Here is a 15,542-nt window from a genome sequence, read left to right on the forward strand (position 1 = left end):
TAAGCATAAAAAAAGCCGCATAAATGCGGCTTTGGGGTTTAGTCTCACTTCACTTTGGGCGTGTCTCCAAAATTTAGTGAATACGTTACCAAGGAACTGTTTTACTTAAATAGCCAATTACTTAGATAGACTCTAAAGCAATTTTAACCATTTCGTTAAATGTGCTTTGACGCTCGTCAGCAGGAGTTGCTTCGCCAGTGATCACATGATCACTTACTGTGAATAGCGCCATTGCTTTTGCGCCATATTCGGCTGCAACGCCATATAAACCGGCTGTTTCCATATCAACAGCAAGCACACCTAATTTATCTAAATCTTTATAAAAAGTGTCGTCGGCTTGATAAAATGTATCGGTAGTAAATACGTTACCTACTTTTGCTTTAATACCAAGATCTTTTGCAGCATTTACGCCGTTTAAAAGCAGGTCAAAGTCAGCAATTGCTGCAAAATCAGTACCGCGTACACGGGCACGATTTACATTTGAATCGGTACATGCACCTTGTGCAAAAATAACATCGCGTATTTTAACGTCGCTACCAATACCGCCACACGTGCCAATACGAATCAGGTTTTTAACCCCAAAAGTAACAATTAGCTCACGCGCATACAAAGACATTGATGGAATGCCCATGCCCGATCCCATAATGCTTACTGGCTTACCTTTGTAAGTGCCTGTAAAGCCAAGCATGTTACGTACACTGGTTACTTGTTTTGCGTCATCTAAAAAGTTTTCAGCAATATATTTTGCGCGTAGCGGATCGCCTGGCATTAATACTGTTTCGGCGAAATCACCTACGTTTGCATTGATATGCGGAGTACTCATTAATCTTTCCTTTTTATTTAGATGTAGTTAGCTTATCTATAAAGCCATCACCGTATTCAAGCGCAGGTAAGTTAAACCATTGTGCTAAGGTTTGACCTATGTCTGCAAAACTATTGCGCTCACCAAGTGGGGTGTCGGTCATACCCGGTTGGTAAGCAATTACTGGTACGTATTCACGGGTGTGCTCAGAACCTGGAAAGGTTGGATCGCAGCCATGATCGGCAGTAATAATTAGTAAATCATCGGCTTTTAGTGCGTTTAATATAGTTGGCAAATAATCGTCAAACTCTTTTAACGCTTTTGCATACCCAACAGGATTACGACGATGACCAAACATTTCGTCAAAGTCGACCAAGTTAGTAAATATTAAGCTGTGATCGGGCGCACTTTGCATTAATTCGTTGGTTTTTTTCAGCAAGTTTATTAACCCTGGTGCTTTATGCTTTTGGGTAATACCTTGATGTGCGTATATATCTGAAATTTTGCCAATACTTATTACTTCGCCACCGTCTTTTGCTAGTACGTCTAGCAATGTAGGAGCTGGCGGTAACACCGAGTAGTCACGGCGATTGCTGGTGCGGGCAAAATCTTGATTATTTGAACCCAAAAATGGCCGCGCAATCACTCGTCCTATATTCATTTCATCAAGTAGCGACCGTGCAGTTTCGCAAACCTGATAAAGCTTTTCTAGGCCGAATGACTCTTCATGCGCGGCTATTTGAAACACGCTGTCAGCTGAGGTGTAACAGATAGGTTTACCTGTTTTAACGTGCTCTTCACCTAGCTGCTCTAAAATAGTGGTTCCTGATGCATGGCAGTTGCCTAATATGCCTGGGATACCGGTACGAGCAATAAGCTCGTCAATAAATTCTTGTGGGAAGCTTGGCTGAGTTTTAGGAAAATAACCCCAATCAAATAAAACGGGTACTCCCGCCATTTCCCAATGGCCTGATGGCGTATCTTTACCGCTCGAAAGCTCTTTTGCGTATCCCCATGCACCTTGCGATGCTGAACGATTTGACACTAAACAAGGCTCTTTACCGGCCGCTTCGCAGGCATCAATTAACCCTAACTTTGATAAGTTAGGTAGCGATAATGCTGTGCCTGTTTCGTCATAATATGCTTTTAGCAGATGTGCTAAAGTATTCGCGCCAATATCACCAAATTTATCTGCATCTGGTGCTGCGCCAATTCCTAAACTGTCTGCCATTAGGATAATTGCTCTTGCCATTGTGACCTCCCGTTATTCAATATGGTTACTTTATCTGCTCTTCGATTTTTACGCACAGGACATAAGTCCTGTTTCATATAACCTAAACATTATAAATTTACGCCCTTAAGCGAAGCAAAAGAGATTAATCGTGTCTTTTTTGCTATTGTGATCTACCAACAATATATCTTCCTGTGTGGGTGAGAACTTTAGTGACACGAACTATTATAGCCATTGCTGGCGCATCAGCGTCGGGTAAATCTCTTTTTAGCCAAACAATTTACAATGAATTGGTTAATGAACTTGAACCAGGCGCTATCGCCATTATCGAAGAGGATGCTTATTATAAGGATCAGTCGCATTTACCGTTTGCACATCGTACGCAAACTAACTACGACCATCCTGATGCATTTGAATATAAGCTAATGCATGAGCATTTAACACAACTTCGTAACGGCCACGCTGTAGAAGTACCTATTTATGATTATGCACAACATACTCGCAGCGAAACAACGCGGTATGTAACTGCAGCTAAAATATTAATCGTAGAAGGCATTTTACTACTTAGCGATAAAGCGCTTAATAAAGAATTTGATATTAAGGTGTTTATAGACACTCCCTTAGACATTTGCTTAATGCGTAGAATGCAACGCGATATGGAGCAAAGGGGCAGAACATTACAATCTGTTGTTGAACAATACCAAGCAACTGTTAGACCGATGTTTTATCAATTTATAGAACCGTCAAAGCATAATGCAGATCTAGTTGTCACTCGAGGCGGCATGAATCGCGTTGCGATTGATATAATAAAAAGTAAAATTAAACATATTCTTCAAGAATAGTAACGGGAAACATTTGTATGACAACTTTTATGAGCGTAGTTGGCATGTTTATGCTGCTAGCTATTGCGTTTGCGGCGTCAACTAATCGCAAAGCAATAAAGCTTAGAACGGTAGGTATCGCATTTGCGATGCAAGTAATTATTGGTGGTTTTGTATTATTTTTTGATGCAGGCAAAAATGCATTAGCAAGTGTATCTTCCGCTGTTTCATCGGTTATTGGTTTTGCTAACGACGGTATAAGCTTTTTGTTTGGACCTTTAGCATCGCAAGATACATTAGGGTTTATTTTTGCTATTCAAGTACTGCCGGTAATTGTGTTTTTCTCTGCGTTAGTGGCCGTGTTATATCATTTAGGCATTATGGCGTGGGTTATTAAGATTTTAGGTGGCGGCTTGCAAAAGCTGTTAAAAACCTCACGTACTGAATCGTTATCGGCCACTGCTAATATTTTTGTTGGCCAAACAGAAGCACCGTTAATTGTTAAACCTTTTATTGCCACTATGACCAAGTCGGAATTATTTGCCGTAATGGTAGGTGGTTTAGCAACGGTAGCAGGCTCTGTTATGGCCGGTTACGTAATTATTGGTATTGACCTTAAGTATTTAATAGCAGCTAGCTTTATGGCGGCTCCTGGTGGCTTTTTAATGGCCAAAATGATTGTGCCAGAAACCGAAACGCCTAAAGACAATTTAGCTGACTTAGATTTAGATGATGAAAAGCCCGTTAACGTTATTGATGCAGCCGCATCGGGTGCTGCAAGTGGTATGCACTTGGCACTAAACGTAGGTGCAATGCTACTTGCTTTTGTAGCATTGATTGCATTGTTAAACGGTTTATTAGGCGGTATTGGCGGCTGGTTTGACTACCCGACATTAACGCTGCAAGAAATTTTAGGTTATGTATTTGCGCCTGTTGCATGGTTACTTGGTGTGCCATGGAATGAAGCAATACTAGCCGGTAGCTTTATTGGTCAAAAGTTAGTAGTGAATGAATTTGTTGCTTACTTAGACTTCATAAATTATCGCGATACGTTAAGTGCGCACACACAAGCAATTGTTACTTTTGCACTGTGTGGCTTTGCTAACTTATCATCGATAGCCATTTTACTAGGTGGATTAGGCGGTATGGCGCCTAGTCGGCGAAAGGATATCGCTCGCTTAGGGCTCAGAGCAGTGTTAGCAGGATCTATGGCTAACCTTATGAGCGCCGCAATTGCTGGATTTTTCCTCTCGCTAGCTTAGAAACTTAATGAGATGAACCACTGTTGCAAAACAATAGGATAGTGCTTTAAGGGGTTAAAGCTCTATCTGACTTGAACGATACTTCATCAAGGGCCGCAAGGCCCTTTTATCGTTTTGGGCTTATAGAGAGGTTTATAAATGAGCTTAAAGGCTAATCTTTGAATAATATAATAAAATGAAAAACCACCTGCCAACCACCACCTTTAAACACTAAAATGGTATTCACCACCGACCACATATCAACCTCAGATAACAGTCCCCTGCCATAAGCGCAATATAAAGCAGTAATAAGCAGTAAAAAGCGTGCGAGGTAAACTCCCTGCGGCTCCTATAACCATTAACTTGGGTGGGATTATAACTACTCGCTAATAATTAAGAAGTTGATAGTTGATTGATAGTTGATTGATAGCTCAAGCCTGAGCGCTGTCTCTTTTCGTATTTACGGCTAAAGCTAAACATTGAGTTTGCTTAGTTACTCTATTGAGCTTGCATGAAACACCTGACGCCTAAAATATGAAATATAAACCTGTTTTTACCTCATGCTGGCATTTCATCTCTAGGGTTTAAATCACTACTTTGTGATCTCATCACCTTTACGAATACGTTTTTCGTACTACGAGCGTGCGGCAGGTAACAAGCTACTCACCCAGGGTAAGTTTATACCCAGCACCAAAAGCACAGTAAAAAGCGCGAGGTAAACTCCCGCCTGCTTTTGCAGCCATTAATTTGGCTGGCGTTCTAACTGCTCACTGATAGTTGATTGGTTGATTGATAGTTGATTGATAGTTGATTGATAGCTCAAGCCTGAGCGCTGCCTTTTGCATTTACGGCTAAAGCTATACACATTGAGCCTGGCAAATTCTGCCTGAGATATAAATCCTGAAACCTAGAGCCTAAAGCTTGGAGCCTGGCACCTGTATTTTAGCGAAGCTTGACTAGTTAAGTTTAATACGTTGAAATACAATACTGTGGGGGGAGTTACCGAGGAATACCAAATTTTAGGCATAAAAAAAGCGCCTTAAGCGCTTTTTTTCATTTTACTTAAAAAGTAAAATTATACAGCTGTGATGTTATCAGCTTGTGGACCTTTTTGACCTTGTGAAAGAGTGAACTCTACACGTTGGCCTTCAGCTAAAGTTTTGAAACCTTCGCTTTTGATTGCTGAGAAATGTGCGAAAACGTCTGGGCCATTTTCTTGCTCGATGAAACCAAAACCTTTAGACTCGTTAAACCACTTAACTGTACCTGATACGATGTTTGACATTGTAATATCCTGATATAAAAATAAAAATATGCTCATATGAGCGGGTATAGCAAAAAATGAGATGGTACTTTAAAAACTTCAGGACGGTACTACAAGTATTACTTATACAACATCGAAATGGAGATTTATAGATTACATACTTTCTTTCTAGCTGCGGCCCACTATATAGAAGTTTTAATTTGTGTCAAGCTTATTATTCAAATAATTTAAAATATTAAACCTTGTTTAAATTAGTTAAGGGTCTTTCAGTTACTCTATTAAATTAGCAATAACGCTACGGTTACGACCATGCTCTTTTGCATAGTACAGTGCGTTATCGGCTTTTTTAAATACTTGCTCAATATTAGTGCCGTGCTCTGGGTAACTAGCAATACCTATTGATATGGTTATGTAACCAACTGTATCTATATATGACGACTCAACTGCAAGGCGCAGCCTTTCAGCTATTTTAAATGCACCTTCACTGTTTTGATTAGGTATTACAAGTACAAACTCTTCGCCGCCAATGCGCGCAACAATATCGTCTTTGCGAGCAATACTTTGAATAAGCACGGTTAATGCTTTGAGTGTTTCATCGCCTTTGTCATGGCCATATGTGTCATTTACGCGTTTAAAAAAGTCGATGTCTATTTCTAAAATGGTAAATAACGTTTGTTCGTGGATTAGTTTATCAAGCCATACTTTTAAGCTTCTGCGATTATGAAGCCCCGTTAGAGGGTCTGTTTGTGCATCGTGGCGTAACTGCCCTATTTGCAGTTGTAAAACACTTTCACCTTTTAACATTGCTGTTTTTAATTGCTGACTTTCAAAATACCATGACTTAACTTTTTTCAACTCACTTTCATGATTCAATTCATCAGTTCTATTTGCAATATCAGCTAGTCGCTTAAGTGGCTTAGAAATAAAATGCGCAAACAAGCCGATTAAAATTAATGTGATTACAACCGTTGGTAAAGTACGCTTAATAACCTGTGCAACTAACCCATCTAGCGGGCTCAATGTGCTCTTAACAGAGCGTTGCACTACAACTCCCCAGTTAGCTAATTTAACTGGGGCATAACCGGCAAGCATGCTTTCGTTTAAGCTATTTACAATGTTGGCACTGCCACTTTGTCCTTCTATAACTTTATTTATAACCTTGTTGTGAGCTATTTTAGAACCAATACGCGCAGCTTGTGGGTGATACAAAATCTGTTTGTTTTTATCAACAACATAAATGTGCGTTCCGCCTTTAAAGTAATCTTGCTCTAATAAATTATTTAAAATGCTGCGCTCATTTAAATACAACGAGCCGCCAAGATAACCTAAATAGTCGCCGTTGTTAGAAAACAGAGGATGTGAAATAAAAACAATTAAGTTACCTGCTGCCGACATATACGGCATGCTAATAATTGGTTTTTTATGTTTTCGTGCTTGTAAGGCTCCTACTGAGCCAAGCGGTTTATTAATAACCAGGGGTAAATTAGGGTAAGTTGCAACGCTTATACCGTGAATATTTATAACTACAGAGTTAAAGCTATTCGTTTGTAACTTTAACCGTGCTGCTTCCTCTTTTAAAAATGCATCATCGGTTATGTTTTGTTCTAACTTGTTTGCTGAATAAGCTAGTTGTTGCATGGCCGCTTCAAGAAAGCTGTCTGTTGCTGAAGCAAGCTTATTAGCATAAGCGTAATTACTGTGTAACGTGTAGTTGATTAACTGCTCTTTTTGCACTTGATAAGTAGCATAAAAACTACTTACTAAGGTGCCAATAGAGGCAAGCAAAACAAGTAATAGTATAAGAAACCTGAGGTTTAATGTTGGTAATAGTTTGTGAAACACCCTGTTTATACCTCACGTACAACTTGCATGCATAATATATTCAATACATTTTATACTACCTGCTTTAAAACCAAGAATCTAACCAACTTTAATAATGTGCAGTACTAATTAACCTAAGCTCCGAATAATAAACCTATCTCAAGCATTTATTGACGCGTAAATTCGCCTTGTTTTCACTGAAAACTTATGGCTAAAGAAAATAAATCTAATTATAATTCAAAACGTTAATAAATCTCTTAACCAGAGTTCCGGTTAATTATTGTCTACCTATCGGTAGACAATAATTATAAATGTGTTGTATCAAGTTAACTTTTATAACTGTCGATTAATTTATTACACAGCGTTATCCACTGCTTCGGTTGCTCTTTACCTTCAACCCTGCGGCCAAATAAGGTCATAACTGTGTTGCTGCTCTCATCAAAAAACTCTATTGAGTGCACCACAGTATTACCGTTATCTGTTGGTTTTTTAACGATAAAAGCACGCGCTAAATCTTCATTTTTAATATGTAAATTAAAGTCTTCATCAAGCACGTTATACCAAGGCCCTACTTGCTTTAAGTTATTGAGTGATCCTGAGTATATTTGCACCGCGGCATTGTTATTTACAAAAATCATTACCTCGCTTTGCTGCTCTTTTAACGTGCTAAATATTAACGGTAAGCTTGCGGTTGGTATTTCTTGTGCCCAATTGGGCTGTGCAAGTTCAAGTGCTTGTATTCTGCCTACTTTAAACTCGGTTAATAATGCCGGAAAATGATGCACATCTTGCAAGTTTTCCCATGCGGTTAAAAAGCCCGCTACATTTATATTTTCTTGCGGTGTGGTCTCAAGCTCTTGGGTTTTGATTGGCTCTACCACTAATGTAGTGCTTTGCTCTGGGTCGCTATATTTACTAATTAGCGCCTGATACGCAGTTAAATTAGTTTTATCGGTATTAAATATTTTATGAACAGCTCGGCCATGTTTATCAAAGCACTGAATGCTCACCATGTTATTTAACTTAACAGCAAATACACTGGCCCATTGCGATAAAAACAACCTTAAATCTATGCCTCCTGGGTTAATTGCTATTCCCATTTTTTTATTATTACGCTGTGAAGTATATAGTTTTTCGTAGCAGCCTTTAATTTCACTCACTACAACGCCGTTGCGTGTAAGTGCCATTACATGCTCTAGTTTTTTTAACCCTTTGAGAATGTTTTCGATTTGATTAATATTTAATTTAATTGCTTGCTGCCCTACTTGAGAAGCAATAAGTTGTGCTTCTGTGGTGCCAAGTTGTACGGCGGCATCTACACTGCGAATATTGGGCTGCGCTACTTTTAATGTTTGATATTGGTTAACTAAGGTATTCATAATTTACTCCTAAAAGGTAATGGCCTAAGTGACCATTACGGCAACTTAAAATTTAAAACTAATTTGCGTTTTAATATTACGGCCAACACCATAGTCGCCAATGGCGCCTGTAGTACCCGCTATAACTTGGTATTCTTTATCAAATAAATTATCTATTGCTAAGCGGGCATTCCAGCTGTCGTTAATATCCCAACTGGCGTTTATACCGGCTAAAACATAACTTTTATGTTGCTGCTCAATACCTGCTACAAGTACAGTGCGATCATTAACATGTTGAATATTAAAGCCTGTTTTTAGCACGTCGTTAAAAAAGTTTAACCCACTACTTAGTGCAAATTTATCTGCTGGTAAATACCAAAGTGGTTCATTGTTTTGGTTTTCACCTGATATTCGACTATAAGAAAAGTTGGCATAACCTAGGGTATGTGCATAATTAATTTCAAACTCAATGCCGTCTCGTTGGTTTTCGCCACTATTGTTATAACGCGCTGCGGGTTCGGGATTAGTGGCTATATTGGTGTTTGATTGAATTTCGTCATCTATTTTTACTTTAAAATAAATAACACGGGCAGTTAAAGCATCTCTGTTTGTAAATATATTTTGGTTTTGGTAACTCGCACCTATTTCTTTATTGGTGCTGTTTTCTACTTTAAGTTCGAGTGCCGGATCACGCCCACCATATTGATCATAAAGCTCATCTATTAATGGGGCTCTAAATCCTTGCTGATAACTTGAAAAAACAGCTAGCTGGTTATTAATTTGATAGTGAGCGGTTAATGCAGGCACCACTTGAGAGTGATCAACATCGGTATCTAAATTATTAAATGAGTTGGCAAAGCTAGAGGTTGCTGTGGTTTTATACTTTTCATAACGTAGCCCTGTGGTAAGCGTTAATGCCTGCCAAGTAAATTCGTCTTGTAGGTAAACGCCTATGCGTTTTTGAGTGCCTCCGGGCTGTGATGTTATTTCGTTTTGTATTGCTTGCTCTGCATAATCAATACATTGATAAGTTTGCATGTCTAAATTAAGGCATGGATAACTTAACTTGGTTCCCACTCGATCTTTTTCAGAATATTGCATGCCATAGGTTAAAGCATGCTGTTTAATTAAAGATGTATTCGCAATATCAAGTGTGGTTATGTTGTATTCGTAGTTAGACTCTAAGCCAATAAAATCTTTTAAAGTGCCTGAACCATCGCTTTCAACAACCTGACTTTGGGTGCGCCCTAAGCGCGCTGTTAAATTTACATAAGGATTATTGGCGGGGTTAAGCTCATAGCTTAAATTAGTAACCGACTGTTCTATTTCTCTATATACCGTACCCCATGCGCCAGGATCGGTAGTATTAAACTCGGTGCGCTGATTGTCTTCACTTTTTGTATACGACAATCCAATTAAGGAGTCTTCGTTTAAGTAGTACTCTGCTTTTAAAAGCAGCGATTCTGCCTCAATACCCGAATTATCAAGCGTTTCACCATTTGATAACTTAAAGTCGCCACTACTGCGTTTTACATACGAAGTAAGTATATCTAATGAGTCGGTAGGGCGTGCATAAGCATATACGGTACCGTTATTTTCATTATTATTGCCATGGTGACCTAGCTTAACTTTAACGCTACCTTGCTCACCCGGTGCTAAAAAGTCGCTGGCATCTTTAAGTTCCATTTCTACCACACCACCTAAAGCACCACCGCCATGCAAAACAGTACTTGGTCCACGTTTAACATTTACAGAGCGATAAAGTTCAGGATCTGAAAAAAAACTCCCCATTCGATACTTTTCAAATGTTTGAATTGCACCATCTACGCTTATTAACACATCTTCTGCGTCACTAAAACCACGCACATTAAACTTTTGCCCCATATTACGTGGGCCACCGGTTGCAGTAACGTTAGGAATACTAATAAGGCTGTCGAATACGCTACTAGCAAGTACTTGCTCTATTTGTTCTGCGTTAATAACATTAACGGCTTGAGCTGAATTTAATGCAGACTTTGCGGTACGGGTTGCCGTTACGGTTACTGCATCAAGTGCTGTAACCGGCATATTAGTGTGGTTAGGGTTTTCAAGATCAGCTGCCATTAAGGGCGAAGACAGAGTGGCAAGGCAAGCTGCCAGTTTGGTAATACGCATTATTTACTCCATTTAATAATTATATTTTGTTTACTCTTTTGCTCTACTTATATTGAATGCAAAAAAGTTACATAGCGCTTTGGGTTAGCCCCTACTGCCTAAAGCACTTTGACTATAACAAAATAAACACCAAATGATAATAGTTATCAATCGCTTTTAACTAAAATATTTGCAACTTGATACTTTTCAGCAGAAAGTTTAGCTAATAGCTTTACTAATTCGCCGCTAGGTACTTGCTGATCAACCGCTAAATACAGAGGTAAGCTTTTTTTACTGTTTTTTAAGGCGTTAATCGCTTCATTTAACGAAGTAAATGATTCTTTTTCGAGGGCGTATTGAAGTTTATTATGCTCTAACCGAATACTAAGTACCTGTACATCTGCTTGTTGTACCGGTGTGCTGGTGTTTTTACCTGTATCGGGAAGCGTTACATCAAGCATATTTAACTTAACAGCTGCTGTAAGTAATAAAAAAACCAGTAAAATAAATAACACATCAAGCAAAGCGGTTAAGTCTGGCACTAATTGCGCCGCTGTATTACGCGGTGGCAAGCTAAGCATAAGGTGAGTCACTATAGGTAAACTTATAATTTAAATGATTGATGATTCTTGTAAAATCATTTTGTAACCCTTCTAGTATGGTGTTTAATAAGCCGCTAACTAATAAACATGGAATAGCAATAACTAATCCAGCCATGGTTGAATACATAGCTTCCCACAAGCCATCAGCTAGTAAAGCAGGCGTAACCGCTTGATTAGTTTCGGCAATGCGTTTAAACATAACGACCAACCCCCACACAGTACCAAGTAACCCCATTAAAGGGCTTAAAGAGGCCAATAAACTCAATATGTTTAGCCGTTTTCGCCAATCAATTAAGCAGTCTTGTAAATACAATTGGCACCATTGAAGACGTTGCTCACTGTGCAACAACTGCTTAGCTTGCAGCGTAATTGCAAATTGACTTGTACCTAGTTTATGTTGCTTTAATTGCCACTTAGCAATAATTAAAATAGTGCTGCGCTCCAGCACAATAGCCAAAGCTATAATTGACACCAATAGTAATGGCCAAGCCATAATACCTACCGCATTAAAAGTTGACTGCATGTTATTACTCTTTGTTATACGTTTAACGAAAACCGAATTGGCACGCTAAATCGTGCTTTTATCGGGTGGTTATTTTTAACAACAGGATGAAACTGCCACTGCGCTACATTATTTAAAGCAGCTTTGTCGAGCTCAGTAAATCCGCTGCTTTTTAACACAGTTAATTTTGCTATATGCCCCTGCTTATTCAACTCAATTTGCAATAACGTAACCCCTTCGTAACCTCTTTTTTTAGCTCGTAACGGATACGTTAACATTGGCTTAGGGGCTTTAAATAATGGCAAATCAGTTACGGTAACTAATTGATTAGTAGCAGAGTGTTGGTTACTTAGTTTTGTGGTACTAGAACTAGGCGCAGCAGGCTTTATTTTATTTTTGTTTGCTGGGGCGTTTTTTACAGACTTTTTATGCTCAGTGTTTTTAGCTGTGTTAACCGGTTTGGCTTTAGCTGGTTTTTTTGGCGGGTTATCTATTATTTTTTTTATATTTTCAGGTGTTTTTTTTACTACTTTAAGGTGCTGCTTGGTGCCCGAAAACTCAGTACTAACATTATCGTTTTTAACTACAGACGCTGTTAGTTTTGGCTCAGCTGGTATTTTTTTAGCTACTTTACTGGCGTTAACCTGGGTTGAGTTAATAATATTAATTGCCACACGATCGGCTTTTTGCCCCTGCGAAAATGTCATAGCTTTAGGGGAGACAGGTTGCATAAACAACCCAATATAATGAGCAACTGCTGACAGTAATATAAAAATAGTAAACTTCATAGCTTTTAAATCTAAATGATAACTGTTATTGTTCGTGTTTATTGATAGTATCAACATTGGATTTGTTATGAAACCCCTATACACATATTTAATTACGCTTACCCTGTTAACATTTGCTTGTAGCAGTAATTCAGCTCCATTCTCGGCACAAAGAATTGTTGTTTCGGGAGGCTCAATAACTGAAATTATTTATGCCTTTAATGAGCAGCATCGTATTGTAGGTGTAGACAGCACCAGTGTATTTCCAAGTGCTGCGACTAAAAAACCGCAAATAGGGTACGTACGAAAAATAAGTACAGAGGGGATATTATCGCTCAGCCCAGATTTACTCTTAGGCGAAGCCGACACAGGACCTCAAAAGGTAGTAGAGCAGCTAAAAAGTACGGGAATAAACATGACCATACTTACACAAGAAGATAACTTTTTAGGTATTGAAGCTAAAATAAAACACATTGCACGTTTACTCAATGTACCTAAAAAGGGAGAGCAACTTGCAAATAGTTTGGCAATAGACAGAGCTGCTTTAAACACTGTTTTACAACAAAGTACTTATAAGCCGAGAGTACTTTTTATTCTTAATGTACGCAGCGGGCAACCTATTGTAGCCGGGGCAAATACCTCTGCAAATGAATTAATAAATGCCGCTGGAGCAATTAATATTGCAGCAGAGCACATACAAAATTGGAAACCGCTTTCAACTGAAGCGGCCCTTGCTCTTAATCCAGACGCAATTATTACTATGGGACGACACGGCGACACCCCTATGGAAAACGTCTCAAAACTAGCACATTTTAAGTTCTCTAATGCAGTTAAAAATAAGCAAGTATATAGCTTTGATGGCAGTTATTTATTAGGCATGGGCCCACGTACACCACAAGCGGTAGTTGAGCTTGCAAGTGTTTTACACCCTAATGCTAAATTACCTACAGCGTATAAGTTTCGCTTTGCTAAAACCTCTCAACCTAACATTGAGCTAAGTGAGTAATAACTATGCTGGCATTAGGAAGTACGCTATTAACCGAACAAAAACAGCGAAAAATGGCCATTCCCTGTTTATTTTTAGCCTGTGTTTTTATGTTTTTTATTGCACTAAGTAAAGGGGGCGTAAATTTAAGCTTAAGTGAAATAGTCGCAATAATTAACCAGCTTGAAACTGATAGCTTAAAAAACGCTATTATTTGGCAAATACGCTTACCACGCATAGTGTTAGCCATGGTGGTAGGTGCAGGGTTAGCCGCGTGCGGCTGTGCTATGCAGGCAATTTTTAGAAACCCATTAGCCGATCCGGGTTTAATTGGTGTGTCGAGTGGTGCAGCACTTGGCGCTGTAGCCACTATAGTATTAGGCAGTAGTTTATTTGCTAACTTTAGCAGTACCTTGGGCGTTTATGCGGTACCGGTTGGCGCATTTATTGGCTGTATTAGTGTATGTGTATTTATTTATAGATTAAGCGCTCACAGTGGTCAGTTTACAATTATTAGCTTATTACTAGCTGGTATTGCTGTTAATGCCATTGTGGGATCGCTCATTGGTGGGCTTACATTAATTAGTAACGAGCAACAACTGCGCGATTTAACATTTTGGAGTATGGGTTCTTTAGCCGGTAATCACTTTGCAATGATGCTGCCCTCTTTATGTATTATTGTTTTGAGTGTGGTTTTATTACTACGCCTAGCAAAACCTCTTAATTTATATTTACTAGGCGAAGCGCAAGCTAAACACTTAGGTATTAATGTAACGAGGCTTAAAAAGCAGGTATTTATTTGCACGGCATTGTGCACCGGAGCAGCTGTCTCTATTACCGGTATTATTGGTTTTGTTGGTTTTATTGTGCCGCATATTGTAAGGCTTGTTTTAGGGCCCGATCATCGTTACTTAATGCCAGCAAGTATTTTAGGCGGCGCGCTGCTATTAAGCTTTGCTGATTTATTTGCACGCACTGTAATGCTCCCTGCAGAGTTACCTATTGGCTTAATAACCAGTGCTATTGGTGGCCCTTTCTTTTTAATTATGTTGCTAAAAACTTATCAGCAACGGAGCTTATAAATGCTGTGCGCTAATAATGTATCGGCCCAAATTGGGCAAAAAAAACTACTCAAGCATATTAACTTTTATGTAAAACCTAACGAGTTAGTGGTAATTATAGGCCCTAATGGGGCGGGTAAATCGTCGTTATTAAAAGCTTTATGCGGCGATATAAAAATTAATAATGGCGATATTACGCTTAATGACCGCTTGCTTAGCGACTACTCAATAGCAAGTTTGGCTACATTACGCGCTGTGCTTACGCAAAATTACGAACTCGACTTTCCATTTAGCGTAGCTGAAGTGGTTGATATGGCGCACTTTGCCCATCAAGCAGACTATAGTAAACAGCAGCTTATGCATTTTTCAGAGCAAGTAATGCAAGCACTTAGTGTAACGCACTTAAAAACCCATACCTTTACACAACTCTCTGGCGGAGAAAAACAACGCGTACAACTTGCGCGGGTATTATGCCAAATTCAGCCTAGCCTAGTTGCCAATAAAACACCTTACTTACTAATTGACGAGCCCACCTCTAGCTTAGATATTTTTCATCAATACGATGTAATGGCTCAAGCTAAAAGTATTGCTAGCCAAGGCGCAGGAGTAGTTGCCGTGATCCACGACCTATCGCTTGCTGCCAGTTTTGCAGATCGAATTTACATGCTTAATAATGGCGAGGTAGCAGCATGTGGTACACCAAAAGAAGTGCTTACCCCTGCGCTACTTAAACGGGTATATAATATTAACGCCAGGCTTGAAAATAACACCAGCGAGGCTATGCCACACATTCAAATGTGTTACTAAAATACTTAACTAATATCAGCGTTTATTCAGCTTTAAAAATCAATAAGACTTAAACGCACCGCTATTGCGTATCTGCTTTGCAGTTGTACTAAAAAATAGATAAGCTGCATGCACTTATCTATTTTATTTAGCTTTGGAGTGTGTTTT

General features: G+C 39.0%; 14 protein-coding genes. 5 read left to right on the forward strand and 9 right to left on the reverse strand.

The genetic code is table 11. The annotated features are described in order from the left end of the window. Positions 1–121: 121 nt before the first annotated feature. Positions 122–823, reverse strand: a complete 702-nt coding sequence (deoD, locus tag I6F41_RS15715; RefSeq protein ID WP_011329723.1) for a purine-nucleoside phosphorylase — start codon at positions 821–823, stop codon at positions 122–124. Between the two features lie 13 nt (positions 824–836). Further along, the gene (locus I6F41_RS15720; RefSeq protein ID WP_179807796.1) at positions 837–2,054 is read right to left on the reverse strand and encodes a phosphopentomutase; all 1,218 of its coding nucleotides are present in this window, start codon (positions 2,052–2,054) and stop codon (positions 837–839) included. 191 nt (positions 2,055–2,245) lie between these two features. On the opposite strand from I6F41_RS15720, the gene udk reads away from it, so the two are divergent. Beyond that, entirely contained in the window at positions 2,246–2,875 is a 630-nt protein-coding gene (gene udk, locus I6F41_RS15725; protein WP_011329721.1) for a uridine kinase, read from the forward strand. A 17-nt stretch (positions 2,876–2,892) separates the two neighbouring features. Further along, positions 2,893–4,116, forward strand: a complete 1,224-nt coding sequence (locus tag I6F41_RS15730) for a NupC/NupG family nucleoside CNT transporter (RefSeq protein ID WP_011329720.1) — start codon at positions 2,893–2,895, stop codon at positions 4,114–4,116. Positions 4,117–5,170: 1,054 nt separating this feature from the next. Here I6F41_RS15730 and I6F41_RS15735 read toward each other — a convergent pair. The 7 genes from I6F41_RS15735 to I6F41_RS15765 form a co-directional block, all read right to left on the reverse strand. After that, positions 5,171–5,380: a cold-shock protein gene (locus I6F41_RS15735; RefSeq protein WP_002959120.1), complete on the reverse strand. Its 210-nt coding sequence runs from the start codon at positions 5,378–5,380 to the stop codon at positions 5,171–5,173. A 249-nt stretch (positions 5,381–5,629) separates the two neighbouring features. Next, entirely contained in the window at positions 5,630–7,201 is a 1,572-nt protein-coding gene (locus I6F41_RS15740; RefSeq protein WP_331460890.1) for a sensor domain-containing diguanylate cyclase, read from the reverse strand. 305 nt (positions 7,202–7,506) lie between these two features. Beyond that, on the reverse strand, positions 7,507–8,559 hold the full coding sequence (locus I6F41_RS15745; protein WP_197108744.1) for a hemin-degrading factor: 1,053 nt from the start codon (positions 8,557–8,559) through the stop codon (positions 7,507–7,509). 45 nt (positions 8,560–8,604) lie between these two features. Continuing rightward, positions 8,605–10,692 carry a TonB-dependent receptor domain-containing protein gene (locus tag I6F41_RS15750; protein ID WP_197108745.1) on the reverse strand — a complete coding sequence of 696 codons (2,088 nt, stop codon included), beginning with the start codon at positions 10,690–10,692 and terminating at the stop codon, positions 8,605–8,607. A 146-nt stretch (positions 10,693–10,838) separates the two neighbouring features. Continuing rightward, on the reverse strand, positions 10,839–11,252 hold the full coding sequence (locus I6F41_RS15755; protein ID WP_011329713.1) for a biopolymer transporter ExbD: 414 nt from the start codon (positions 11,250–11,252) through the stop codon (positions 10,839–10,841). Continuing rightward, entirely contained in the window at positions 11,245–11,796 is a 552-nt protein-coding gene (locus tag I6F41_RS15760; protein WP_011329712.1) for a MotA/TolQ/ExbB proton channel family protein, read from the reverse strand. The genes I6F41_RS15755 and I6F41_RS15760 overlap by 8 nt, the downstream gene beginning before the upstream one ends. A 14-nt stretch (positions 11,797–11,810) precedes the next feature. Continuing rightward, a complete protein-coding gene (locus I6F41_RS15765) occupies positions 11,811–12,563 on the reverse strand; it encodes an energy transducer TonB (RefSeq protein WP_193039094.1) in 753 nt (250 codons plus the stop codon). Positions 12,564–12,630: 67 nt separating this feature from the next. Here I6F41_RS15765 and I6F41_RS15770 point away from each other — a divergent pair, with 67 nt between their 5' ends. From I6F41_RS15770 to I6F41_RS15780, 3 genes are read left to right on the forward strand one after another with little or no spacing between them, the layout of a single operon-like run. Then, entirely contained in the window at positions 12,631–13,548 is a 918-nt protein-coding gene (locus tag I6F41_RS15770; RefSeq protein ID WP_197108746.1) for a heme/hemin ABC transporter substrate-binding protein, read from the forward strand. 5 nt (positions 13,549–13,553) lie between these two features. Next, the gene (locus I6F41_RS15775; protein ID WP_011329709.1) at positions 13,554–14,609 is read left to right on the forward strand and encodes a FecCD family ABC transporter permease; all 1,056 of its coding nucleotides are present in this window, start codon (positions 13,554–13,556) and stop codon (positions 14,607–14,609) included. Next, entirely contained in the window at positions 14,610–15,395 is a 786-nt protein-coding gene (locus I6F41_RS15780; RefSeq protein WP_089369029.1) for a heme ABC transporter ATP-binding protein, read from the forward strand. Positions 15,396–15,542 lie beyond the last annotated feature (147 nt).

The sequence above is a fragment of the Pseudoalteromonas sp. SCQQ13 genome (assembly GCF_015864415.1).
In the GTDB taxonomy this organism is placed as follows: domain Bacteria; phylum Pseudomonadota; class Gammaproteobacteria; order Enterobacterales; family Alteromonadaceae; genus Pseudoalteromonas; species Pseudoalteromonas nigrifaciens.

Coding starts and splice junctions, on each gene's coding strand:
- I6F41_RS15760 (WP_011329712.1), bottom strand. CDS start 11,796: ATGCAGTCAACTTTTAATGCGGTAGGTATTATGGCTTGGCCATTACTA.
- I6F41_RS15755 (WP_011329713.1), bottom strand. CDS start 11,252: ATGCTTAGCTTGCCACCGCGTAATACAGCGGCGCAATTAGTGCCAGAC.
- I6F41_RS15780 (WP_089369029.1), top strand. CDS start 14,610: ATGCTGTGCGCTAATAATGTATCGGCCCAAATTGGGCAAAAAAAACTA.
- I6F41_RS15770 (WP_197108746.1), top strand. CDS start 12,631: ATGAAACCCCTATACACATATTTAATTACGCTTACCCTGTTAACATTT.
- I6F41_RS15730 (WP_011329720.1), top strand. CDS start 2,893: ATGACAACTTTTATGAGCGTAGTTGGCATGTTTATGCTGCTAGCTATT.
- I6F41_RS15735 (WP_002959120.1), bottom strand. CDS start 5,380: ATGTCAAACATCGTATCAGGTACAGTTAAGTGGTTTAACGAGTCTAAA.
- I6F41_RS15720 (WP_179807796.1), bottom strand. CDS start 2,054: ATGGCAAGAGCAATTATCCTAATGGCAGACAGTTTAGGAATTGGCGCA.
- I6F41_RS15750 (WP_197108745.1), bottom strand. CDS start 10,692: ATGCGTATTACCAAACTGGCAGCTTGCCTTGCCACTCTGTCTTCGCCC.
- I6F41_RS15745 (WP_197108744.1), bottom strand. CDS start 8,559: ATGAATACCTTAGTTAACCAATATCAAACATTAAAAGTAGCGCAGCCC.
- deoD (WP_011329723.1), bottom strand. CDS start 823: ATGAGTACTCCGCATATCAATGCAAACGTAGGTGATTTCGCCGAAACA.
- I6F41_RS15775 (WP_011329709.1), top strand. CDS start 13,554: ATGCTGGCATTAGGAAGTACGCTATTAACCGAACAAAAACAGCGAAAA.
- I6F41_RS15765 (WP_193039094.1), bottom strand. CDS start 12,563: ATGAAGTTTACTATTTTTATATTACTGTCAGCAGTTGCTCATTATATT.